Source organism: Tannerella forsythia (assembly GCF_003860135.1).
Lineage (GTDB): Bacteria > Bacteroidota > Bacteroidia > Bacteroidales > Tannerellaceae > Tannerella > Tannerella forsythia_A.
This window is the reverse complement of the sequence record NZ_RQYN01000018.1, coordinates 1-25,988: the sequence shown is the minus strand read 5'-3', so window position 1 is coordinate 25,988 and position 25,988 is coordinate 1. Positions and strand designations below refer to the sequence as shown.

The window sequence follows — 25,988 nt, the reverse complement described above, 5'->3', positions numbered from 1 at the left end:
TATATTATAAATGTTAGAACGTTTTGTAACGCAGACGACGTTTTCGTCACAGGAAGATTTTAAGGAGAATTTCCACATCAAGATACCGGAACATTTTAATTACGGCTACGATGTAGTCGACGCATGGGCGGACGAGGCGCCGCAAAAGAGAGCCTTGTGCTGGACGAACGACCGGGGCGAACAGATCGACTTCACGTTTGCCGACATGAAGCGGTACAGCGACCAAACGGCCTCTTATTTCCAGTCGCTCGGTATCGGGCGTGGCGATAAGGTGATGCTGATCCTTAAACGTCGTTATGAGTTCTGGTTCTCGATCATCGCCCTTCATAAACTCGGCGCCGTAGTGATTCCCGCCACTCATCTGTTGACGAAGAAAGACATTGTTTATCGCGCTAACGCGGCCGATATAAAAATGATCGTCTGTGCCGGCGAAGGTGAAATCCTGACCCATATTCGCGAGGCCATGCCCGATTCGCCGACTGTGCGGACGCTCGTTTCCGTGGGACCCGAAATCCCCGAAGGGTTCGAAGATTTCGGTCGAGGCCTCGAGCAGGCGAAACCGTTCGTACGTCCCGCGAAAGTCAATACGAACAACGATATGTCGCTGATGTATTTTACCTCAGGCACGTCGGGCGAGCCGAAAATGGTTGCGCACGATTTTCTCTATCCGCTCGGGCATATCGCTACGGCCTGCTATTGGCATAATCTGCACGAAGACAGCTTACATCTTACGATTGCCGATACGGGCTGGGGGAAAGCCGTATGGGGCAAACTCTACGGCCAGTGGATTGCCGGCGCGACCGTCTTCGTCTATGATCATGAAAAGTTTACGCCTGCCGATATGTTGCAGATGATTCAGACGTATAAAATCACCTCCCTCTGTGCGCCGCCCACGATTTTTCGTTTTCTGATTCGTGAAGACCTGACGAAATACGACCTTTCGTCGCTGCAATACTGCACCATCGCCGGCGAAGCGCTGAACCCCGCCGTGTTCGATACGTTTCACAAACTCACGGGCATCAAACTGATGGAAGGATTCGGTCAGACGGAAACGACGCTGACCCTTTGTACGTTCCCGTGGACAGCACCCAAGCCCGGTTCCATGGGGCTGCCTAATCCGCAGTACGACGTCGATTTGCTACGCCCCGACGGGACAAAGGCCGAAGATGGCGAACAGGGACAAATCGTTGTGCGAACAGGCGATACAAAACCCGTCGGGCTTTTTCAAGAATATTATCGCGACCCCGAGCGTACGCGCGAAGCGTGGCACGACGGCATTTACTATACCGGCGATGTGGCTTGGCGCGATGAAGACGGTTACTATTGGTTCGTCGGGCGTTCGGACGATGTGATCAAGAGTTCGGGCTACCGTATCGGGCCGTTCGAAGTCGAAAGTGCCCTGATGACACACCCTTCCGTCGTGGAATGTGCCATTACGGGCGTACCGGACGAGATACGCGGTCAGGTCGTCAAGGCCACCATCGTGCTCTCGAAAGAATATAAAGACAGGGCAGGAGAGGAGCTGGTGAAGGAGATCCAGCAGCATGTGAAACAGGTGACGGCTCCGTATAAATATCCGCGCATCGTCGAATTCGTTGATGAATTGCCCAAAACCATCAGCGGCAAAATCAGGCGCGTCGAAATCCGTGCCAACGACCGTGAGAAATCTCCTGCGAAATCATAAATGGTGTCGTATCACCTCTCTTGACCGATCCTTTTATTTCAATTCTATATTCGGAATCTCCCCGATGGCCAAAACCATTTGGTTTTTGCTTTCGGGGTTTTCCCGACGGTCAAATCCAATTGATTTTGCCTTTCGGGGTTTTCCCGATGGTCAAATCCATTTGATTTTACCTTTCGGGGTTTTCCCGACGGTCAAATCCGGTTGATTTTGCCTTTCGGGGTTTTCCCGACGGTCAAATCCAATTGATTTTGCCTTTCGGGGTTTTCCCGACGGTCAAATCCGGTTGGTTTTACCTTTCGGGGTTTTCCCGATGATCAAATTCAGTTGATTTTGCCTTTCGGGGTTTTTCCGATGGTGTAAATTGATTGATTCCGGATTTCGTGATAAAGATTTTTTGTAAAATAAAAATCATCCTCACATCCGTCGGTGATTGGTTGGCTGTATAGGCTTTGATGGAGGGGGCAGACTAGTCTTACTCTGGGAAAGAAACTTGTTCCGGAGGTGTAACTACATCTCTTATTTCCTTTTCCTGTTTGGCGAAGTTGAAAAAATCGGCCTGCCGTCAAGTTTTTCGCTAAAAAAATTGTTTATGTTGAAAATAGTTTCTAATTTTGAGAATTCAACAAAGTAAGTGAGATTAGAAATGGTTTAAAAGAAGAAAAACATGAATTACCTTAAATTCGACAAAACATTAATAATTAACCTCGAAGAATCCTTATCACGAGAGGTGCTACGTACCAACCGGAAAGGCGCATATCATTGCACGACCATCGTTGACTGCAACACGCGGAAATATCACGGTTTGCTCGTTATGCCCGTGCCGGGACTGGATGACGATAACCATGTCCTGCTCTCTTCGTTCGACGAGACAGTGATTCAACACGGTGCCGAGTTCAATCTGGGGCTGCACAAGTACGAAGGCGGGAGTTTCAGCCCGAACGGTCACAAATACATTCGCGAATATACGATGGAGACGGTGCCGCGCACGGTTTACCGAGTAGGAGGAGTAGTCCTTTCGAAAGAAATCATTTTCTCTCGGAAGCACAACCGGATTATGATCAAATATACTTTGATAGACGCCCATTCGGCTACTCTGCTGCGTTTTCGTCCGTTTATGGCGTTTCGCAGCGTCAAGGAACTTACGCGTGTCAACGGGAATGCCGATCAATCGTATCAAGAGGTACCGAACGGTATCAAAGCTTGTATGTATCCCGGTTATCCGGAACTTTTCATGCAGTTCAACAAAAAACCGGAGTTCGTGTATGAGCCGTATTGGTATCACGGTATCGAGTATCAGAAAGAGCAGGAGCGAGGTTACCCGTACAAGGAAGATCTGTTCGTCCCCGGATATTTTGAACTGTCGATTGAGAAAGGAGAATCGATCGTATTCTGTGCCGGCGATATGTTGCGTGACGAACTGGCCGGTCTCCCCGATTATTTCAATGAGGAAGTAGAGGCGCGAACTCCGCGATCCAATTTTTATAACTGTCTGAAGAATTCGGCCCATCAATTATTCTACAACCCGAAAGGCGAAGACGTCTATCTGCTGGCAGGTTATCCGTGGTTCAAGGTGCGTGCGCGAGACATGTTCATCTCGATGGCCGCTTGTACGCTTTATCTCGATGAACGAGATCGGTACGAACGACTGATGAATACGGCCATTCCCGCTCTGCGTACATTTATGCGCGAGGGAAAAACCGATCCGATCATTCATGAAATGGAGCAACCCGATGTGCTGCTATGGGTTATCTGGTGCGTACAAAGTTTCAGTTTGAAAGAAGGAAGTGACGATGCGAAACAACTGTATGGCGATCTGGTGCGTGAGATCATTGAGTACATCATCGCGCAGAAGCACCCCAATTTGAAAGTTACGGACAACGGATTGCTCTATTCCGACGGACGGCAGAAGCCGGTAACGTGGATGAATTCCGTGGTCAACGGGCGTCCTGTCGTGCCGCGTACGGGATACATCGTCGAGTTCAACGCGCTTTGGTATAATGCGCTTTGTTTTTATAAAGAACTGAACGAAAGCGTATCGCCCGAGGTCGATCGACTGATCACGGCCTTAGAGCTGTCTTTTCCCGCCACGTTCGTGAATCAGCACAATTACTTGTTCGACTACGTAGACAGCAGTCCGAATCAGGATTGGAGTGTGCGACCGAATATGGTTATTGCGCTGGCTTGTCCTTACTCGCCGCTGACGCGCGTACAGAAACGCGGCGTGCTCGATATTGTAACGAAAGAATTATTGACGCCCAAAGGGCTGCGCTCGCTGAGTCCTAAAAGCGAAGGCTATCGCCCGAACTACATCGGGCCGCAGTACGAACGTGACTTGGCGTATCATCAAGGCCCCGTATGGCCGTGGCTGACGGGAATGTATCTGATGGCTTACCTGAATCTGTTCGGCCGTGGAGGCGTTTCGTTCGCCGAGCGTACGCTCATCAGTATGGAAGAAGAAATATCGCTGCATTGCATCGGAACAATCTCCGAACTGTTCGACGGTAATCCGCCGTTTGCGGGGCGCGGAGCCATATCGTTCCTGATGAGTATCGCTTCGATCCTTGCGGTGATTGAGAAATTGAAAGAATATGACGAATAAATAAAAGATTGCAAGATATGAAAGCTTTAATGTTTGGATGGGAATTTCCGCCGCATATCCTCGGAGGATTGGGAACGGCGAGTTTCGGTTTGATTAAGGGCATGTCGCTGCAATCCGATATGGATATCACCTTCGTGATGCCTAAACCGTGGGGCGATGAAGATCAGAGCTTCCTGAAGATTATCGGGGCGTGCAATACTCCGATTGTATGGAAGGAGGTCAATTACGATCATGTAGCCGGACGGTTGTCGAAATTTATGGATCCGCAGGAATATTTCAAGTTGCGCGACCATATCTATGCCGATTTCAGTTACCGGCATGTCAACGATCTGGGATGTTTTGAGTTTTCCGGTCGTTATCCCGACAACCTGTTGGAAGAAATTAATAATTATTCGATCGTGGCGGGAGTCATTGCGCGTGCCGAAGGATACGACGTGATTCATGCGCACGACTGGCTGACGTATCCGGCCGGAATTCATGCCAAGACGGTCAGCGGTAAACCGCTCGTGATTCATGTACATGCCACGGACTACGACCGTAGTCGCGGCAACGTGAACCCCGACGTGTACGGCATCGAGAAGAACGGGATGGATCACGCCGATCATATCATTACGGTCAGTAACCTGACGCGTCGGACGGTGATCGAAAAGTATCATCAGGATCCGGCTAAGGTCACGACCGTACATAATGCCGTAGAGCCTCTCAGTCCCGATATCCTTTCCATCTCCGACAAGCGCGGCGTGAAGGATAAGATCGTGACGTTCCTCGGGCGTATCACCATGCAGAAAGGGCCGGAATATTTTGTCGAAGCCGCGGCACGCGTGTTGTCGAAGACGGATAACGTGCGCTTCGTCATGGCCGGTAGCGGCGATATGATGGATAAGATGATACGTCTGGCCGCATCGCGTAATTTGTCCGACCGTTTCCATTTCACGGGTTTTATGAAAGGGAAACAGGTATATGAAATCTTTAAAGCCAGCGATGTGTACGTGATGCCTTCCGTTTCGGAGCCTTTCGGTATCTCGCCGCTCGAGGCGATGCAGTGCGGAGTGCCTTCCATCATCTCGAAACAGTCGGGATGCGCCGAGATTCTCGACTATGCCATCAAGGTCGACTACTGGGATATCGAAGCGCTGGCCGATGCCATCTACGGGCTTATCGCTTATCCGAAACTGCACGCTTTCTTGAAAGAAGAAGGATTGAAAGAGGTGAATAACATCAAATGGGAATATGCCGGGCAGAAAGTGCGCCGGATTTATGATCAGGTTTTGTATGGAAAAAATTAAAACAACAGAAGATATGAAAACGATTTGCTTTTACTTTCAGATACATCAGCCTTTTCGTTTGAGAAGGTATCGTTTTTTCGACATCGGGAACAATCATTATTATTATGACGATTTCCAAAATGAAGAAATCTTTCGCCGGATTTCCGAAAAGTGCTACTTGCCGGCTAACCGTACCATCATGGAAATGATACGTAAAAGTGGCGGCAAATTTAAGGTGGCCTTTTCGATTTCGGGGACTGCGCTTGAACAGATGGAAATTTATGCACCCGAAGTGATTGACAGTTTTCGCGAACTCGCGCAGCTCGGTTGTGTGGAGTTCTTGGCCGAAACGTATGCCCACTCGCTCTCTTCGCTCGGCGATGCTGAGGAGTTCAAGGCGCAGGTTAAGATGCACAAGGAAAAAATACAGTCGCTCTTCGGCGTTCGTCCCAAAGTGTTCCGGAATACGGAACTGATCTATTCGGACGAAATCTCCGAACTCGTCTACAACCTCGGCTTCGAGGGCATGCTGACCGAAGGAGCCAAGCATGTATTGGGATGGAAAAGTCCGAACTACGTTTATGCGTCGGCTGTTCGTCCGCAATTGAAATTGCTGCTGAAGAACGACCGTTTCAGCGAAGACCTCTCGCTCCGCTTCAACGATTATACTTGGAAAGAATATCCGCTGACGGCCGACAAATATATTTCGGCAATAGCCTCGACGGCCGATCCGGAAAAGGTGATCAACGCTTTTATGAACTACGAAGTGCTGGGCTCGATGCATGCCGCCGATACCGGAATCTTCGAGTTCTTCAAAGCGTTGCCGCAGTATGCCGAAAAGTACAACCTCTCCTTCTCGTTGCCTTCCGAAGTGTTTGCGCGGATGAAGCCCGTCGATGCCGTCTCGGTACCTTATCCGATGTCGTGGGTCGATGAAGAGAAAGATTGCAGTTCGTGGTTAGGGAATGTGTTGCAGCATGAGGCGTTCCAGAAGATCAACGAGATCGGTGAACGGGTACGCTTGTCGGGCAACCGCCGCATCAAGCAGGATTGGATTTATTTGCAGAGCAGCGACCATTTTTATTACATGAACACGAAGCATTATAACTTGTTCAGTCCGTATGATAACCCGTACGATGCGTTTAATAACTATATGAACGTACTGGCCGATTTCATACAGCGTGTCGAAGCGGAGTTCCCTGCTTCGATCGAAAACGAGGAACTGAATTCGTTGCTTACGACCATCCGCAATCAGGCGAATGAAATCAACCGGCTTGAGAAAAAGCTGGAAACGATTCAGAAATCATCGGAAACGAAGAAGAAAAGCGCTACCGCGAAGAAAACTGTCGGTAAATGACGACACGATACAGAGCATGATAAGCCGGAAGTTTTTCGAGAAAACATATCGATAAAAACTTCCGGCTTGTCTTTTTTACCCCGAAACTTCGGCGCGTTTTACTTGATGTTGATATACGTTTGCAACGCTTCGACGTATTCGCGGAAGGCCGTAATTCCGGCTTCTGTGATGCGGCATGTCGTGCAGGGAACTTTTCCGCGGTATCCTTTTTTTATGGTTATATAACCGGCTTGTGACAATTTATCGAGCTGTACGCTCAAGTTGCCTGCCGTCGCTCCGGTCTGCTCGCGGATATATTTGAATTCCGCGCTTTCGACACTGAGCAGGATCGACATAATACCCAGTCTCAGCTCGCTGTGCAATAGCGGATTCAGCTCTTTGAACATATTTTTTTAGCTCGACGGTTTAAGATATGTCCCGGGATAATCATCATGACGATAAAAGCTAATGCAAACGTCAGCATCTTTATATCCCAGCCCGGTAACAGGTAATGGGCTACCCCGATTCCCATCGCCACCACGCCTCCGATGACCATTGGCCTGAACTGTACAACCAATCCGGTCAGAATCGTTCCTATCCCCATGATCAGTATGATGATAAACAGAATCGGCAATTTCCACATCACGCTGAGTATCGACAGGCACGACAGCAGAAAACCGGTCAAGCCCAAGACTAACCAGATGTATCCAACGACTCGGTCTACATACGTGCGGACTCCTGCGGGCTTTTTCTTCAAGAGTAACATCCCGATGCCTCCCGTGAGCGGAATGAGGAACCACAGGAATTGCATCCGGTAGTCGCCGGTATAGCTTACTGCCCACCATACCAGTAAGGTTGTGATAGCCGTGGCATAGCCCCAGATCAACATCGGTATGCCGGTATGGCGCTCCAGCCGATGCTGTGTGTTTTGGATCATTCGTGTGATGAGCTCCAAGCTTTCCTTTTCGTTGAGCGATTTGTCCTTTAATTCTTTTTCTTCCATAGTTGTAAAAAAATGAGTGTAAAAATATGAATTTATCATGAATTATCTTGTGTCGGAAGTTCGTTTTAAACGGTTTTTTTCCGTTTGCGAACCACTTTCGAGTGCTCGACTTTTAAAATGCTTCCCTGCGCTGAAAGTATAGTTCAGACTGAATTTGAGGGAACGGGCATCTTGCGGATCATGCACTTCCGTGCGAGTCGTAAAGCGTGCCATCTCCGAAAAATAAACGATCTTACGGTCCAATACATTGTTTATACCCAACGAAGCCGTGAGGCGATCGTTCAGCAGTTGTTTCTTCACGGATAGATGAAACAAATGGCGAGGTTCGATACCGGAATTGGCCGAATATAGACGGCTTGTGCCGCTGTACGTCAGTTCGAAGTGAAATTTCGCCGGCAACGAGAAACCCGTTGTTACATTGGCGAAATAAAGGTAATGCGACACGCGGCGGTCGTTTTCCGTGCCGCGAATATCTTGCTTTACTCCTACCAGATTGACATTTAGGTTCCACCATTTCGTCGGACGGAGAGGGACGCTCAGCACGACATAATAATGATTCTCCGTATGATGATTTTCGGGGATGATGTACGTAACGTTCGGGTCGGATGTCTCCGTTTTCCGCACCTCCCTCACCAGATCGCGGTGCAGGTTGGCGCCGACCGAAAGCACATAACGATAGCGGTAAACGGCCGTCAAACCGATCTTGTGGATATACGTCGGACGTAATGCCGGATTGCCGATGTAATACGAATACTCCGAATATTGTATCCGGTTCGGGTGGAGACGCCTGAAATTAGGCCGTTCGATATTCCGTGAATACTGCCCGATCAGCATAAACGTCCGCATCGGATCGAATGAATACGTTACGTTCAGGTTCGGAAACAGATCGAAGTACGATTGACGGATACGACGATGATGCCCGTTCGCATGCGTATATTCGCCACGCAGACCGACCACGAGACTGAGACGATTGTATTCGGCCGAAAAGGTGCCGTAGACCGCTCCGATATTTTCCGTGTAACCGAGTGAATAATGATATGCCGGCAGCGGTTGCCAGCCTGAAGGAAGAAGACCTTCGTACCGTACCGTGTCCGACATATCGTTGTGTGTGTATTTCATCCCCGCCACCAGCTTTGTACGTGTCGAAAGTCGCTTGCTCAACACTCCGTCGGCCGTATAAATTCTGTAATGCGACGATGTGTTGTTCCGGTATACCGAGTCCGACATTTTTCCGTTTCGTGCAAACAAGGTATGATAGTCGTTGTCGCCCTCCACATATTTGTTCGTGTAGTCGGCAATCATTTTGAAAGTCGATCCGAGCGTATCGAGCGCATGTACATAGTTCAAAGTCATCGAGTAGGTACGGTCTGCCTCTTTTTGTCGGTAGTCGCTTTCGGTGCGGACGAGAATACCGTTGGGTTTCGTTCGCGTCGAGACGGTCGACGGGCTGCGGGTGCTTACGGCCGAATATTCCGCTTCGACTCCGAAACTGTTTCGTTTGTCCGGCTCATACACGATACCCAGTCTTCCCAACCCCGAATGCTGTGTGCGATTGACCTGCGAAACCGAATGGTAATCATGATAGGTACTTGTCCGAAAAGTACGAGTTTCCATCGAGTTTGTCTTTCCTTTAGGCATCATATCTCCCGATGCGAACGCGTTGAATGTCCAAGGTCCCGCATGGGCGTTGAGGGAGGCGGACGGCTGATAATCGGCTAACTTTTCGCTCTGTGCTGTGCCGACTTTCACATGTCCGCTGATACCGTTCTCCAATTGTCTGCGAAGCGTCAGCTTAATCACTCCGCCGAATGAATCGGCACTGTATTCTGCTCCGGTCTGAGGAATAATCTCGATGCGCACGATGTCGGCCGAGCGGAAATTACGCAGATAACTCATCAATTCTTTGCCTTTCAGTCTCAGCTCGCGTTCGTTGATAAAGACTTTGGCCCCCCTCGTCCCGTTGATGGAAATACCGTTGTCATCGACCCATACGCCCGGTGCCAGTTGCAAGACTTCGGTCGCGTCTTTATTCAGAGTCAAAGGCGTGTTCATCCTCATTACGAAGCGATCGGCCTCGCGTGTGATTGCCGAAGCCGTGATGGTTACTTCGTCCAGATTCGTCTGGAGATCCTTTAGGCGAAAATCGCCCACCTTCGATTCCGTGTCCGAAAGATAAATGTTCTGCTCCAACGGCTGATAAGCAAGGTGCCGGATGTTGATCCGATACTTGCCCCCGACGGCAGTCAGCGAGAAGCGTCCGAGCGTATCGGTGACTGTCACGGCCGCTTGCCCGTCTTCCGTCAGCAAGGCAACCGTCGCAAATTCGACGGGCCGGCCGCTGTTGTCCGTCACCTTGCCGCTTCGCTCCTGCGCCGAAGCGAAGCCGGCAAAGATGACACTTGCAATAGATATAATAAGGAACCGCTTCATGGTTGTCTGTTTTTCGATACAATGAAAATCAGCGTTTTTCCATCATTTCCTTTACGTTGATCAGTTTGATCTCGAACTTGTTTTCTCCGTCTTTGATCGTTACCTTCTCTTTCGTATTGCACGGTTCGATCGGGATATGTTGCTCATCCATATCGAGCCGGAAATTCTCATTCAAATCCTGATATACGTAAATATTCGTTTTTCCGACCGGTACGTTTTTCAGAACGCAGACTACATCGCCTGTCGAAGTAACTGCTACCATTTCTCCGATCATCTCTTGCGATTTCGCTTTATCTCCCGCCGCAACCATTACTTTGCCTTTCGCTTCCTTGATGCCTTTTACCACTACCGTTACATCCGCCGACTGTCCATAAAGAGATATACTCAGTCCTAAAGCAGCGAAGATTCCAATCATTTTCATCGTTTTCATACCTGTTTTTCTTTACCTGTTACTAAATAATTTTTTTTTTGAATCGATTTACATCGCAAAAATAATGTAGTTTATTTTATAAACCAAATTATTTAATGAATTATTCTGTGTGAAAAGATGGTGTTATGATAGATGGATTTGTAAATGTTTTGAAATAAATGATTTGAATGAAATGTTGCTCGGAGGATTCCTAAAAAATCTTCCGAGCAACGGAGGCCGTTTTCTCCTTACGGACTGTGATACGCCGTAGGTTGGAATATGTATGAGATGGGTTGAGGAGAGGATCTTTATCCTTGGTTGTCCTTTTGTACAAGAGTTGAAGCTTCAAGCTCCAGCAATTTCTTTTTGATGTCGAGCCCGCCGCCGTAACCGGTAAGCGTGCCGTCCGCGCCGATGACACGATGGCATGGTGTAATAATTGATATGGGGTTACGGTTATTAGCCATTCCTGTGGCACGATAGCCATGCGGTGATCCGGCCGCTTCGGCAATCTGTTTGTACGAACGCGTCTGTCCGTATGGAATTTCACGGAGTGCTGCCCAGACGCGCTTTTGAAAATCCGTGCCTTGTTCGTCGAGCGGAAGATCAAAATGCTTGCGTTGCCCTGCAAAATATGCTTTCAATTCCGTGATGGCCTGTCTCAGCAGCGGCGTTTCTTTTTCGCGTGCATCGGCAGGCAAAACACGAAAGTTTTTAAGGTACTTGATAGCTGTAATTCCTCGACCGTTTTCAACGATGCGTAACGTGCCGACCGGCGATGCGTAGTCTGTAAAATAATTCATAACGAGTTGTTTTGATGGGAGCAAAGATACATTAAAAGACGGAATGAAGTTTATGGAAACAATAGGACGAAGGTGGTCCGGTGATTGGGAGCGTTCGATTTCAGCGAGATGGAACCTCCCGAAAGACGCATGATTTGGCGCGCGACGGACAGGCCGATACCACTGCCTCCTTCTTTAGTCGTAAAGAAAGGCGTGAAAATATGTTCGGCCTCTTCGGGTGGGATAGTGGGTCCGTTGTTGCTGATCTCGATTACGATAGATTCATTGCGGTTGCACGAAGCCTGCACCGTGATCTGTCCGTCGGGATGGTCGGGACCGATGGCCTGTATCGCGTTTTTCAGCAGGTTCAACACGACTTGTCCGATCAAGTTTTCGTCGGCATACAGAATCAGGTCGTCCGGATGGACATCGGTCTGTATCGTGATATGGGAAGCGTTGTGATGGTGACTGGCCAGCTGTGTCATCCGTTCAATAAACTTGCCGACGTAGAAGAGGGTCGGTTGCGGAGTCGGGATATGGGTGAATCGGCGATACGACTCGACGAAGGAGATCAGTCCTTTGCCGGTATCACTGATCAGTTCGAGGCCGTTGCGGAGCTCCTCCTTCATTTCGTCATGCCGTGAGAGGAGCGTGCTGCTGATCGACGTAATGGGGGTGACGGAGTTCATGATCTCGTGTGTCAATACGCGCGTCAGACGGATCCATGTATCGACTTCCTTATCTTCCATTTCGCTGTTGATGTCGTTCATGGCGATAAGTTTCACGCATTTTCCTTTCAAAACGGTTTCGGACACGCGGAGGGAGAGGTTGACCGCTCCGCGTTCGTTATTGAACGAGAGGTGATACTTCTCCCCGGGCTGGAGATCGGTAAAACGTTCGGCAAGTTTGTTATCGATACGTTCGAGTTGTCTGATGTGCGTAAATACCGGTAGTCCGAGCAGTCGGAGCGACTCGCTGTTTTGCTGGAGCACGAATCCTTTCTCGTCGATGACGATGATACCCGTGTTGACCGAGTTGATAATCATTTCATAATATTTCTCCCGTTCTTTCGCGTCAGCTTTTGCCTGCAAGAGAATTTGGAGGATGCGGTTCAGCGACTCGTTGATGATTCGTTCTTCGGCAGCGTGCCGCGTCGTTGCGTAATGAAAAGCGTAATCGTTGTTATCGACGGCGTCGAACATGAAGGACACCTTGCGGAGGTTGCGACGATAGAGTTGTACGACCCATCCGAAGGCGAAAGCGACGAACAGCAGGCTTACGGTTGCTACGATCCAACGCTGCTGTACCACGAATACCGTGGTTACGGCAACGAGTGTCGCAAGTACGATCAGGCGAAACGTCAGACTGTTATATAATCGCTTGTCCATCGGGATCAGAGTCCGTAGCGTTTGATTTTATTGTAGAGCGTCTGTCGCGAGATGCCGAGTTCGGAAGCTACGAGCGAGAGATTGCCTTGGTGTTTGTCTATGGTGCGGCGGATCATGCGGCATTCCATCTCTTCGAGAGTGGTAGCGTCATTCAGCGGGGATTCGGAAGGAGAGACGGACGGGAAGTCGAAGTCGTCCGCGTCGAGCGTTTTCCCGTCGCTGATGATAACGGCTTTCTCGATGGCATGTTCAAGTTCGCGGATATTGCCGTACCAAGGTTGTGCTTTCAGTTTGTCGCAGGCTGCGGGCGTGAGGATCAGTTCAGGCTTGCCATACGACTGTACCTGTTTGTTGAGTAGGATATGTGCCAGCGGTACGATGTCATCCGCTCGTTCACGCAGCGGCGGGATATGCAGGTGAATGGTGTTGATGCGATAGAGTAGGTCTTCCCGAAAAAGTTCTTTTCTGACCATGGCGTCGAGGTCTCGGTTCGTGGCGCAAAGGAGACGGATATTGACCGGTATGGGGGTGTTGCTCCCCACGCGTACGATGCTGCGCTGTTGCAGAGCGGTGAGCAGCTTAGCCTGCAAATGATAGGAGAGGTTGCCGATCTCGTCGAGGAAGAGCGTACCGTTATCGGCTGCTTCGAACTTTCCGGGACGGTCGGAATGGGCGCCGGTGAATGCGCCTTTGACGTGGCCGAAAAGCTCGCTCTCGAAGAGGGTTTCGGTAACGGCACCCATATCGACGGCCACCATCGGGTGACGATGACGGGCCGACAGCCGGTGAATCTCGCGCGCAATCATTTCTTTTCCTGTCCCGTTCTCGCCGGTGATCAGGATATTGGCATCGGTACACGCCACTTTCTCGACGAGCATGCGCAGTTGCTGCATCGCTTCGCAGTCACCCCAGAACATACGGCTTTTCTCGGGCGTAGCGGGGCTGGCATGCCGTTTACTTTGCTGTGTACGGGCTCGGAGAGCCGTTTGCAGAGCTTCGGTCAGTTTGTCATTGTCCCAAGGTTTGACGACAAAGTCCGAAGCACCTTCTTTGATGCCTCGTACAGCCAGTTCGATATCGGCGTATGCCGTGAAGAGTACCACTTGTATCGAGGTGTCGATCTTCTTGATTTCGGAGAGCCAGAAAAGGCCTTCATTCCCGCTGTTGATACCTGCGCTGAAGTTCATGTCGAGCAATACCACATCGACCGGCTCGTCGTGCAGGATCGTTCGGATGCGATCGGGCACGGAGGTCGTGATGACTTGGGCAAACTGTGGTCGTAGCAGCAATTCCACGGCCGCAAGGATGCCTTTGTTGTCGTCGACTACGAGAATGGTTCCTTGTCGTTTCGTCTTGTTCATGCGTTTTCTTCTTTTGTTTCAGTCCGGACGGGGATTGATATCATATATATTATATAATGTATAGGCGTATGCTTGTCCAATACGTGGACAAAATTAAGAAAAAAAGCGATGTGAGGGGACAGTGTCTAATTTTTGGACGCCAGTGTCTAATTTTTGGACACTGGAAGTTTCTTGATGAATTTATAAATAATTGAATTGTAGTTCTTTGTTTGTTTTGGCATGGTTTTGGCATAGTATTTAGCGTGAATTAATATTGAAATGATGAAGAAGATTTTTTGGAATATGTTTTTAGGGATCGCGATTACGTCGGGGGCGATGGCCCAAGAGCGATACTGGACGATGGATGACTGCATGCGTTATGCGGTGGAAAATAGTCCGAAGGTGAAGCAGAAGCAGCATCTGAACGACTCGTATAAGATGGCGCACCGTTCGGCGGTGGCAAGTTTCTTTCCTTCGATCGGTGCGAGTGTAGGCGGCCAGTTCAGCTTCGGCCGATCCATCGACCCGAAAACGAATACGTATAACAATATCTCGACGTTTAATAATTCTTACGGAATCAGTGCTTCACTGCCTCTGTTTGACGGCGGACAGCTAATCAACAATCAGAAGATGACGCGTATCCGCCGTTTATACGGTATGCAGGAAGAGCAACGCGCCAAAGACGATGTGGCACTGGCCGTGATGGAGGCGTTTATCAACACCGTTTACTACCGAGGCACGGTGAAACTCGCTGCCGACAAGTTGAATGAGAGTCGGCGCACCCTTCACAAGACGCGTCGGATGGAAGAGTTGGGCATGAAGGGTAAGGCTGATGTGGCGCAATTCGAGGCTCAAGTGGCAGCCGACGATTATAACCTGATTCGTCAACAGAACCTCTATGCTTCGGCCTTTTTGAAACTCCGGGAGAACATGAATTACTGCGGTGCCGACTCGTTACGTATCGATACGGCCGTTTACGTGTCCGCAAGGCTCTCTTCTCCCGAATCCGTCAGCGATATTTACGCCTACGCCAGTACGCATAACCCCGTGGCGCTCTCGGCCGAGTACAAATCCAAAGCCGCCCGCTACGAATATCGCATGGCAAAGGGAGCCATGTTTCCCAGACTCTCGTTCGAAGCCGGCGTATCGACCAACTATTTCAAGAATTTGTCGAGCGGAGAAACCGTTTCGTTCGGCAAGCAGTTTTTCGACAATAACCGCGGCGAATACCTTGCCATGGTGCTTCGTATCCCCTTGTTCGACGGACTGGGACGGTATAGCGAGGCACGTCGCGCGCGCAACAACATGCGCATGGCCAACGAACAGCGCGAAGAAATCATGCGACAGTTGCAGACAGCCGTCGAACAAGCCGTTTTAGATCGCGATGGATTCGCAAAAGAAACCGTGCAGATGGAAAAGAAAGTGGAAGCGGACGAAATCTCCTATCATCTCACCTTGCGCAAATACGAAGAAGGCTTAATGAGTCCGCTCGATCTGCAAACGGCAGCGAACACACTGATTGAGGCACGTGCGAATCTCTTGCAGAAGCGATTGTCCTATCTTCTTAAAAGCAGATTAGTGGCCTATTATAAAGGAGAAGGAATCATCGGGAAATTTGAAGAATAATCATAACGTGTCCGAAGCGTATAATTAATGTCAGAACGAAAAAATGCAATGTCAGAAGAGAAAAATACACTGTCAGAACGAAAAAATAGATGGTAAGAAGAGTAAAATATGATGTCAGATCGAAAAAATATATTGTCAGAAGAGAAAAATGTACCGTCAGATCGAAAAAATACAATGTCAGAAGAAAAAAATGCACCGTTAGAACGAAAAAACGTGCTGTCAGAAGAGAAAAATGCACCGTCAGATCGAAAAAATAGATGGTCAGAAGAGGAAAATGCACTGTTAGATTAAAAAAAGCTTTGTCAGATCGAAAAAATAAATTGTCAGACACCTGTTTTTATAACATAGATATAGAATATAAACACTTACTACAATGGATATACAATTAGAAAAAAAGAAAGGGATACGGAAAAAACATCTTCCGTATATTGCCGGAGGAGTTGTTTTTTTATTGCTTATCGGATGGATGATTTTCGGTAACCATGCGTCGACGCTGAAAGTCGATGCGCGAAGCATCAGCATCGGCCATGTGACCCACGAGCAGTTTAATGATTTTGTGCGTGTCGATGGTCAGGTGCAGCCGATCACGGTCGTGCAGCTTAGTCCCGAAGAAGGCGGCATCGTACAGGAGAGGGTCGTGGAAGAAGGCGCTCAGGTACGCAGAGGAGACATCATCATCCGGCTGAGTAACTCGAACCTCGACCTGCAAATCCTGAATGCCGAGGCCGAACTGGCCGAGAAACAGAATCTGCTGCGCAACACACAGGTGACGATGGAGCAAGACCGACTGAATAATAAAACGGAAAAGCTCCAACTCGATCTCGATATTACGCGCAAGTTACGGGCTTACCGCCAGCAGGAAAAGCTGTATGAAGAAAAGCTGATTGCCCGCGAAGATTTTCTTCAGGCGAAGGAAGATTACGAACTCGCCCGACAAAAACATACGCTCATCACCGAACGATTGCATCAGGACTCGATTTATCGTTCCATTCAGATGGATCAAATGGAAGATAACCTCGCGAACATGCGTCGCAATGTATTGCTTATCCGCGAACGCAAGGAAAACCTGAATGTACGCTCCCAAATCGACGGCGAGCTGGGATTGTTGGACGTCGTACTCGGGCAGAATGTTTCACCGGGACAGAAAATCGGGCAGATCAACAATCTCTCGGACTATAAAATCGAAGCCTTGATCGACGAACATTACATAGACCGTGTAAAAGCCGGGCTGGCGGCCACGTTCGAGCGTCAAGGCGGGAATTTCGAACTGTCCGTCCGCAAAGTCTATCCCGAAGTGCGAGACGGTAAATTCCGCACGGACTTTGTCTTTACCGGCGAACGCCCCGACAATATCCGAAGCGGGCAAACGTATTACATCAATCTTCAGCTCGGACAACCCACCGAAAGCATCATCATCCCGAAAGGAACCTTCTTTCAGAGTACGGGCGGAAACTGGATTTTTGTGCTCGATAAGGACGGGAAAAAGGCTTACCGCCGCAAAATAAAAATCGGCCGACAGAACCCGCAATATTACGAAGTGCTCGAAGGCCTCGAAGCCGGCGAACGCGTCGTGATCTCAAGCTACGAAAGCTATAAAAACAGTGAAGTACTCGTCTTGTCAAAGTGAATCGTTTAATTGTTGAGTTGTTTGACTGTTGAGTTGTTTGACTGTTGAGTTGTTTGACTGTTGAGTTGTTGAATTGTTTAAGCAACTAAACATCTAAACGAATAAACAACTAAACATCTAAACAACTCAACATCCGAAGGACTGAAAACTGATAAAAAAATGAAACAGGGAATAATCATTGCGCTTCGTTCGTTGACCAAACGCGGACGGAACAACGGAATTAAAATTATCTCGCTGGCCGCGGGGCTTGCGATGGGATTGGTGTTGATTGCCAAAGTCTACTTTGAGCAGTCGTACGATGCGTTCTATCCCGATTCGGAACGTATTTACCGGCTGAACCAAAAAATCATTCAGAATAATGAGCTGAAAGAATATCCTCAAGTGAGCGGCGGCGTGGCTGTCGGGATGAGGGAAGAGGTGCCGGGTGTGGAAATGGCTACGCGATGCACCGGAATTTACGACGGTGAAGCGTATACCGACGATGGAAAAGCATATACGGTCTCCATGATTGCCGCCGACGAATACTTCTTCGATGTGTTTCCTCGCAAGATATTGCAGGGAGATGCGAAAGCCGTCTTATCGAAGAAAGGCGCCATTTTGATTTCGGAAGAGCTGGCTCGGAAGATTGGGGGCGACGTCATGGGAAAAACACTTTGCCTCGGAAGCAAGAATAAGAATAAAATCCCTGTCGGCGGTGTCTTCGAAACCGTACCGGAGAATGCTCATCAGCGTTACGATGCAGTCATAACCCTTCAGGTGATGGTCGCACCCGATTATGACGGCACCATGAACTGGTTAGGGAATGACCGTTATCGCGGCTATGTGAAGCTGTATCCCGGTGTCGAGCCCGATAGCCTGGCCGAACCGATGCGGGCGATGCAGAGGAAATATCAGGATTTTGAGGCCTTGAAAAAGGCCGGTGTCGATCTGAGTTATACGCTTACCCGGCTGACCGACCTGCATCGAAAGACGCCTGAAGTAAAATCGATGACCTCGCTGCTGATCATGCTCGCTTTCGTGCTCATCTTCGCGGCGGTGATGAATTATGTGTTAGTCGTTATTTCGTCGTTTGTCAGCCGTACGAAAGAAGTAGCCGTACATAAATGTTACGGGGCATCGGGCAGAAACATCGGCGGGATGATCGTTTCCGAAACGTTTCTTCATCTGTTGATTTCGATTGCGCTGGCGCTGTTGCTTATCTTTGCGTTTCGCGGCACGGTAGAAGAGTTGCTGGCCGCGTCGCTTCAGGCGCTTTTCTCGTCGCAGAGCATTACAATCCTTGTGGCTGTGTGTATGGTCGTGTTTCTCGTGACGGGGCTGCTCCCCGGTCATCTTTTCGCGCGTATCCCCGTCGGGGCGGCTTTCCGGAACTATCGCGAATCGCGCCGTTACTGGAAACTTGCGTTGCTGTTCGTACAATTTGTCGGTGTAGGCTTCCTGTTCTCTTTCCTTGTGATCATTACTCTTCAGCATAGACGCATGACGAACGACAACCCCGGATATAACTGTGAGCAGCTCGCCTATTTCAATATGGGGGGCACAGATTCTACGCTACGCTCCAAAATCGTCGACGAGGTGGGACGTCTTCCCGAGGTGGCGGCGGTTACCACGTTCTCGGAGCTTCCTTTCGAAAAACAGTCCGGAAATAACGTCTACCTTCCGGGCAATGATCGTGAACTATTTAATATTGCAGACCTGTACTGGGTGGGTAACCGTTATCTGGAGACGATGGAAATCCCGGTAGTGGAAGGGCGTTCGTTTACGGAAAACGTGCCATCGTCGCGCGAAGTAATGGTCAGCCGCCGGTTTGTGGAGAAAATGAAGAACTTTGTCGACTGGAGCGACGGCGCGATAGGCAAAGAAATTTTGATTACGGAACACAGTCAGGGTATGAAACAGCCTTTTACCATTTGCGGCGTATACGAAGATATCCGCATCAACAGCATCGAGAACGAAGATACGCGCCCTTCGGTGATGTTCTATGCTTCCAATCTGCAATGGACGCGCAAGCTGCTGGTTAAGTTTCATACTTTGACGCCGGAAGGCATGACGCATGTGCGGGAAACTATACAGGCGTTGCTGCCCGATCAGAACGTGGCGATCAACGACTGGCGCGCGGACATGACGAATTTATACCGTTCTTCGCGACTGTTTCGCGATTCGGTGATGATCGGATGTATCATTACGTTAATTATTGCGTTGACGGGATTGATCGGATATACGCGCGATGAGATCAACCGTCGCCGGAAAGAAATAGCGATCCGTAAAATCAACGGAGCGACTTTTAAAGAAGTCTTGTTGCTCTTCGAGCGTGACATTATCCGTATAGCCGTTCCCGCATTGATCGGTGGCTGTGCTCTCGCGGCGTATTCGGCCACCGGATGGCTTTCGGGCTTCTCCGAAAAGGTTTCGCTGGCATGGTACCTCTTCGCGATGTGTGGCTTGATGATGCTGGGAGTCATCATAACTGTCGTGGCGTTTAATGTACGGAGCGCGGCGAACGATAACCCCGTGAAAAGTTTAAGGAGTGAATAGGTGAAAGTGAAAAAAGTAGTAAAGTAGTAAAGATAGTTAAAGTAGTAGTGAAAAGTGAAAAGTGAAAAGTGAAAAATGAAGCCCTTCGGGCGTTTAGGTGTTGAGTTGTTTAGTTGTTGATTTGTTTGTTGGCTGAATGCTGAAAATTGACTACTGAACGCTTATTAAAATATACGAATGACAAATTACGAATTACGATGTCAGATAAACGGCGCAAATAAACGCAAATTAAAATTTGTGTTCCTTGTCATAACTTGTGAAACTTGTGGTTAATCTGACTGCTGATTGCTAATAAATAAAATAAAAAATATGAACTTGAAATCTTTTTTGAAGTTTCTTTCCAGAAACAAATTGTATACGGCAATTAATGTCGTTGGTCTTTCCGTATCGCTGATGTTTGTGATTTTGATCGGTATTTATGTCGTGCAAGAACTGTCGGTCGATCGGTTTCAGGAGGATGGCGACCGCATCTACATTTTGGGAGATATGAATAAAGACGGCAGCAGGGATTATCTGAATGCCTTGCCTGTGGCTTGGCGCGTGCAGGAACGTTATCCGGAGGTAGAGGTTGCCTGTCCGGTCATCGTGGCCACCCCGAACGGCCATAACGTGAGATTGCAGAAGGGAGCGGACGAAAGTCTGAAAGCCACTCTGCTCATGGCGGATTCTTCGTTCTTCTCCTTCTTTTCGTTCGGCTTGAAAGAAGGGCAGAAGCGTAGTGTCTTGGAGTCGATGCAGTCGGCCGTCGTATCGGAATCGTTTGCGCGGCGTGCGTTCGGCAGTGACAGCCCGATGGGCAAGAGTATCTGGCTGAACGATACGCTGTCGGTGATCGTCAGTGGCGTGATGGAAGATATGAAACCGTCCGTCATCCCCTCGTCCGACATCGTCATTCGTGTCGAGCATGTTACGACATTCAACAGCTCGGTCGGTTTGACAAATTATAACAACGCAGGCAGTACGGTGGCTTTTCTGAAATTGAAAGCCGGTGCCGATCTGTCGGCCAAGCTCGACGATATGCGCGACTGGTTCAAAACGTTCTATTGGATGTATGCGAAAGGCTATTCCGAACAACCGACTTTGACGAAGCTGCCCGATGTGTATTTCTCGCAGGCCGGTTGGCCTTTGAAAAGCGGTGATAAACGGTTTGTTCTGATTCTGACATCGGTCGGATTAGTGATTCTTATTTTCTCCATTATCAATTACATCAACCTGACAATGGCGCAATCGGGCTTCCGTGCCAAGGAGATGGCGTTGCGGCGGCTGCTCGGTTCGGAACGTACGATGCTTTTCATGCGGTTGTTGTTCGAATCGTTCGTGATGGTGCTGGTGTCGTTGGGTGTGGGGATATTGCTTGCGGGCGGTTTCGTGCCTTTCGTGAATGACCTTCTGCAAACCGAAATCTCCTTGCGCATCTTGCTTACTCCGGGGGGCATCGGAGCCGTGGTAGCTGTGATTGCCGTGCTGAGCGTCTTGTCCGGATTGCTTCCGGCCGTCATGATATCGAACACGAAACCGATCGAGGTGGTGCGCGGCACCTTCCGTCGCCGTACGAAAATGACCTTCAGCAAGGTCTTTATCACGCTGCAAAACGTCGTAACGATCGTGATGATTGCGTGCGCCTTGACGATGTATCTGCAAATACGCCATCTCATCGATGCGCCTTTAGGATACCGGACGGAGAATATCCTTGACTTGTGGAATAATTTCGACAATCCGGAGCAGTCGAGCGTGTTCCGGAACGAGGTGCGGCAACTGGCATGCGTGCGTCGTGTGGCGGTGTCGCAGGGTACGCCTTTCAACCGGGGTAATAATTACAGCGGCAACTACGAAGGGAACAATATCAGTTCGCAAAATATCAATGGCGATTCGACATTTTTCAATATGCTTGGTTTGGAAATCATCCGCAACAACCGCCTTGCACCGGGGGAAGGCGTTTTCGTGAACGAAGAATTTCTGCGCCAGACCGGTCTTTCGGAAGAGGCACCGTGTTTTCATTATTATGACCGCGAGATCAAAATTGCCGGTGTGATCAAGGATTTCCAGATGGCGAACATCACGCATATCAAAGAACCTGTTTTTATGATGGTAAAAAAAGAAGCGGATATCGATGCGTGGAATATCCTGATCGAGGTGCAGGGGGATCCTTATGAGGGTTATCGTGAAATTGCGGCGGTCTATCGACGTATTACCGGCCGCGAGTTCGAAGGAAAATATATCGATCAGCAGGTGATGGATTCGTTCGATTCGCAGCGACGGACGGCGAAGATCGTTACGCTTTTTGCGGGGATTGCCGTGCTGATTTCGCTGCTCGGATTGTTGGCCATGTCGACGTATTTTATTCGTCAGCGACTGAAAGAAGTAGCGGTGCGCAAAGTGTTCGGTTCGACAACGAACGAAGTGATGAGAAGGTTAGTGCGAACGTTCCTCTCGTATGTCGGGATTGCATTCGTGATTGCCGTGCCGTTGATTTGGTATTTTATGAGCGGGTGGCTGTCGGATTATGCGTATCGCATATCGCTCTCGGTGTGGATTTATCTTACGGCCTTTGTATTTTGCCTGACCATATCGTTTTTTACGGTCTTTTGGCAGGCGTTCCGTGCAGCACGTACGAACCCGGTGAAAAGTTTGAGAAGTGAATAGGTGAAAAGTGAAAAACGAAAAGTGGAAAGTGGAGCCCTTCGGGCGTTGAGGTGTTGAGTTGTTTGGGCTGATGGCTGAATGCTTATTAAATTACGAATTACGAGGTCCGAACGCGAATGAACACAAATAGCGCAAATCAACGCAAATTAAAATTTGTGTTCCTTGTCATAGACTTGTGCAACTTGTGGTTAATTTGAATGCTGAAAACGGATCGCTGACTAATTCAGGCTTACAGCCCTCAAAAAAACAAGACGGGGGAATAATTTCCCCCCCCCTTTGCGGGATGGGTCTGAAATAGAACGGGCTTTCAGCCCTGCGAGTGCTGAAATGTTGATTGGTTGGTTTGCTGACCGCTGAATGCTGAAAGAAACCTTGTGAAACTTGTAAGAGAACTTGTGAAACTTGTGGTTCATCTGAATGCTGAAAACTGAAAACTAAATAATAAATATATAAACATAAAAAAATAACAATCATGATTAAAGTAGAAAATTTGACGAAGTATTTTGAAACGGAAGAAGTACAGACGATCGCGCTGGACAAAGTATCGATGGAAGTGAAGGATGGCGAGTTTGTCGCGATTATGGGCCCTTCGGGCTGTGGCAAATCGACGCTGCTGAATATCCTCGGACTGTTGGACAATCCGACCGAAGGGAATTATTACCTCGGCGAACATGAAGTCGGCCATCTGAAAGAGAAAGAACGTACGCAGGTGCGCAAAGGCAATATCGGGTTCGTGTTCCAGAGTTTTAACCTGATCGACGAGCTGAATGTATTCGAGAATGTGGAACTGCCGCTGACGTATCTCGGCATCAAAGCCTCGGAGCGGAAGGAGCGGGTGGCGGCCATCCTCAAGCGTATGAGCATCGGTCATCGGGCGAAGCATTTCCCGCAACAGCTTTCGGGCGGTCAGCAGCAACGTGTGGCCATCGCTCGTGCGGTCGTCTCGAACCCGAAACTGATTCTTGCCGATGAGCCGACCGGAAACCTCGACTCGAAGAACGGTCTCGAAGTGATTCAACTGTTGACCGAGCTGCACAACGAGGGCACAACGATCGTTATGGTGACTCACTCGCAGCACGACGCAGGCTTTGCCGACCGGATCATCAACCTCTTCGACGGACGGATCGTAGATTCGACAAGATTGTAGGAGATAGTTTTTAAGTAGTCAGGGTAGTGAAAAGTGAAAAGTGAAAAATGGAGCAAAGTAGTCAGAGGTAGTGAAAAGTGAAAAACGAAAAGTGAAAAGTGAAGCCCTTCGGGCGTTTGGATGTTGATTTGTTGAATTGTTTGCTGGCTGAACGTTGACGAACCATTAAACTCGTGCAACTTGTCATAACTTGTGAAACTTGTGGTTAAATCTGAACGCTGATTGCTAACGAATAAAAAACAGAAATGAAAACGATATACAGAAATCTATTGATTGTGATTCGCCGTTTTAAGATGGCGACGCTGCTAAACGTGGCGGGGTTGTCGGTCGCCTTCGCCGCGTTTATGGTGATTATGATGCAGGTCGATTACGACCGGACATTCGATACTTCCGACCCTAACCATCCCAATATTTTCAGGGTCGAATTTATCTATCAGGAAGGTGCGCAGGTGGTCATCAATCGACCGTTGGCCGAGGCTTTTTTTGCTTCTTCACCGCATATTGTTGCCGGTGCGCTGTCTTTTCCTCATAGTACCGATCTGTTTTTCTCCGTTGAAAATAACGGTGTCAAACAGTTTTATGAAGAAAAAAGCGTGCAGGTTTCTCCCGAATATACGGATGTGTTCACGTTCGATTTTGTGGAAGGTACAAAAGATGTCTTAAAGCAGCCGGATCATGTGATGATACCGCTTAGTATGGCGCGGAAACTGTTTGGTGATCAACCGGCCGCAGGCAGACAGTTGACCGGTCGGTACAGTCATATGACCGTCGGTGCGGTGTATCGCGATTTTCCGGCGAACACCCTTGTACAGAATATCGTGTACACTACGATTCCTGAGAACGAGAACAAAACGAATTGGGGAAATTGGAACTATCAGATGTTCGTTCGGATGGATGATGCAGACAATATGTCTTCTGTCTATGAAAATTTTAAAAAGAATAACAAAGCCAACCCGCAGATGATCGGACAAACGGACGAAGTCGATTGGGAAAAACTAAATGCAGGCCTGCGTTTTACTCCTTTGACCGAGGTGCATTATGTAACCGATGCGATCTTTGATTTTACCCCCAAAGCCAGTCGCCAGACCTTGCGGGTCTTGTTCGCGATAGCCATTGTCGTGATTGTGATTGCGGGGATTAATTTTACGAATTTCAGCACGGCGCTGACGCCCATGCGCATCAAAAGCATCAATACGCAAAAAGTACTGGGAGGGAGTCAGGGCACTATCCGGCGGTCGTTGGTCTTGGAGGCGATGCTGATCAGTTTGTTCTCGTATGTGATGGCGATCGGATTCGTGATGTTGTTTGCCCGTACGGAGCTGTCGTTGCTTGTCGATGCGGACTTGTCGGTCGCTTCGCAGCCGCTGATCGTGGGAGGAACAGCGCTTATCGCGTTGCTGACGGGGCTACTGGCCGGACTTTATCCGTCGTTCTATATGACTTCGTTCCCGCCCGCGCTGGTCTTGAAAGGGAGCTTCGGATTGTCGCCGAAAGGCCGGGTGTTGCGTAACGTGCTTATCAGCGTGCAGTTTATCGCTTCGTTTGCGTTGCTGATCGGTGCGTCGTTTATGTATCTGCAAAATCATTTTATGCAGCACACATCGTTGGGATACGAAAAAGATGCGCTGATCGTCACGAATATCAATGAGCAGATTAATAAAAGTCTGGACGCTTTTACGAACCGTATGAAAGAGTTTGCGGGAGTGGAAGGCGTTACGTATGCCGATCAGTTGATCTCCAGCACCGACTTTTATATGAGTTGGGGACGGGATTACCATGATAAGAGTATTCAATATCAAGTGCTTCCTGTCGATTATTCCTTTTTGGACGTGATGGGGATATCGGTTACGGAGGGACGCGAATTTCGTATCGAGGACGCGAATACGCGTCACGGTGTTTATATCTTTAATGAGAAAGCGCGCGACCAGTTTCAGTTAGAAGTGGGTACGATGATCGACAGCACGGAGATTATCGGCATTATGCCCGACGTGAAGTTTGCTTCGTTCCGTACCGAAGTGGCTCCGATGGCTTTCTTCGTCTGGGGCACTCAAAACTGGGGCCGTTGGAAGAATTATGCCTATGTCCGGGTGAAAGCGGGCTCGGATATGCGTGCGGCGATGGAACATGTGCGCGCGACACTGGCCGAGTTTGATCCTGAATATCCGTTCAACGTG

18 protein-coding genes are annotated in these 25,988 nt (G+C 49.0%); 11 read left to right on the top strand and 7 right to left on the bottom strand.

The genetic code is table 11. The features are described from left to right. Positions 1-10: 10 nt before the first annotated feature. The 4 genes from EII41_RS06235 (at position 11) to EII41_RS06220 (ending at position 6,905) form a co-directional block, all read left to right on the top strand. A complete protein-coding gene (locus EII41_RS06235; RefSeq protein ID WP_124789873.1) occupies positions 11-1,684 on the top strand; it encodes an AMP-binding protein in 1,674 nt (557 codons plus the stop codon). Positions 1,685-2,348: 664 nt separating this feature from the next. Continuing rightward, a complete protein-coding gene (locus tag EII41_RS06230) occupies positions 2,349-4,283 on the top strand; it encodes a glycogen debranching enzyme N-terminal domain-containing protein (protein ID WP_124751361.1) in 1,935 nt (644 codons plus the stop codon). A 17-nt stretch (positions 4,284-4,300) separates the two neighbouring features. Then, positions 4,301-5,569, top strand: coding sequence for a glycosyltransferase (locus EII41_RS06225; protein ID WP_124751362.1), 1,269 nt, complete (start codon positions 4,301-4,303; stop codon positions 5,567-5,569). A 13-nt stretch (positions 5,570-5,582) separates the two neighbouring features. Further along, positions 5,583-6,905 carry a glycoside hydrolase family 57 protein gene (locus EII41_RS06220; protein ID WP_124751363.1) on the top strand — a complete coding sequence of 441 codons (1,323 nt, stop codon included), beginning with the start codon at positions 5,583-5,585 and terminating at the stop codon, positions 6,903-6,905. Positions 6,906-7,003: 98 nt separating this feature from the next. Here the strand turns inward: EII41_RS06220 and EII41_RS06215 are convergent, their stop codons facing one another. From EII41_RS06215 to EII41_RS06185, 7 genes are all read right to left on the bottom strand, one after another. Next, positions 7,004-7,291, bottom strand: coding sequence for a winged helix-turn-helix domain-containing protein (locus EII41_RS06215; RefSeq protein ID WP_124751364.1), 288 nt, complete (start codon positions 7,289-7,291; stop codon positions 7,004-7,006). After that, on the bottom strand, positions 7,276-7,887 hold the full coding sequence (locus EII41_RS06210; protein WP_260425502.1) for a hypothetical protein: 612 nt from the start codon (positions 7,885-7,887) through the stop codon (positions 7,276-7,278). Before EII41_RS06210 ends, EII41_RS06215 begins: the two co-directional genes overlap by 16 nt. A 42-nt stretch (positions 7,888-7,929) precedes the next feature. Then, positions 7,930-10,317: an outer membrane beta-barrel family protein gene (locus tag EII41_RS06205; RefSeq protein WP_124789871.1), complete on the bottom strand. Its 2,388-nt coding sequence runs from the start codon at positions 10,315-10,317 to the stop codon at positions 7,930-7,932. Positions 10,318-10,345: 28 nt separating this feature from the next. Next, entirely contained in the window at positions 10,346-10,747 is a 402-nt protein-coding gene (locus EII41_RS06200) for a DUF2141 domain-containing protein (RefSeq protein WP_124789870.1), read from the bottom strand. A 287-nt stretch (positions 10,748-11,034) separates the two neighbouring features. Beyond that, a complete protein-coding gene (locus EII41_RS06195) occupies positions 11,035-11,529 on the bottom strand; it encodes a methylated-DNA--[protein]-cysteine S-methyltransferase (RefSeq protein WP_124789869.1) in 495 nt (164 codons plus the stop codon). Positions 11,530-11,579: 50 nt separating this feature from the next. Beyond that, positions 11,580-12,896 carry a sensor histidine kinase gene (locus EII41_RS06190; protein WP_124789868.1) on the bottom strand — a complete coding sequence of 439 codons (1,317 nt, stop codon included), beginning with the start codon at positions 12,894-12,896 and terminating at the stop codon, positions 11,580-11,582. Between the two features lie 5 nt (positions 12,897-12,901). Beyond that, positions 12,902-14,257 (bottom strand): sigma-54-dependent transcriptional regulator, encoded by a 1,356-nt coding sequence (locus tag EII41_RS06185; RefSeq protein ID WP_124751369.1) that lies wholly within the window; start codon positions 14,255-14,257, stop codon positions 12,902-12,904. A 261-nt stretch (positions 14,258-14,518) separates the two neighbouring features. Between EII41_RS06185 and EII41_RS06180 the strand changes: the two genes are divergently transcribed. From EII41_RS06180 to EII41_RS06150, 7 genes are all read left to right on the top strand, one after another. Next, positions 14,519-15,862 (top strand): TolC family protein, encoded by a 1,344-nt coding sequence (locus EII41_RS06180; RefSeq protein ID WP_124789892.1) that lies wholly within the window; start codon positions 14,519-14,521, stop codon positions 15,860-15,862. A gap of 108 nt (positions 15,863-15,970) precedes the next feature. Then, complete coding sequence (locus EII41_RS06175) at positions 15,971-16,153, top strand: hypothetical protein (protein WP_124789867.1); 183 nt, start codon at positions 15,971-15,973, stop codon at positions 16,151-16,153. A gap of 82 nt (positions 16,154-16,235) precedes the next feature. Beyond that, positions 16,236-17,489, top strand: coding sequence for an efflux RND transporter periplasmic adaptor subunit (locus EII41_RS06170; protein ID WP_124789866.1), 1,254 nt, complete (start codon positions 16,236-16,238; stop codon positions 17,487-17,489). 159 nt (positions 17,490-17,648) lie between these two features. Next, a complete protein-coding gene (locus EII41_RS06165; RefSeq protein ID WP_124789865.1) occupies positions 17,649-20,024 on the top strand; it encodes an ABC transporter permease in 2,376 nt (791 codons plus the stop codon). A 309-nt stretch (positions 20,025-20,333) separates the two neighbouring features. Beyond that, positions 20,334-22,667, top strand: a complete 2,334-nt coding sequence (locus EII41_RS06160; protein WP_124789864.1) for an ABC transporter permease — start codon at positions 20,334-20,336, stop codon at positions 22,665-22,667. 472 nt (positions 22,668-23,139) lie between these two features. Beyond that, on the top strand, positions 23,140-23,814 hold the full coding sequence (locus tag EII41_RS06155; protein WP_124751374.1) for an ABC transporter ATP-binding protein: 675 nt from the start codon (positions 23,140-23,142) through the stop codon (positions 23,812-23,814). Between the two features lie 245 nt (positions 23,815-24,059). Then, the coding region (locus EII41_RS06150) for an ABC transporter permease (protein WP_148091739.1) at positions 24,060-25,988 on the top strand (1,929 nt) is incomplete at its 3' end.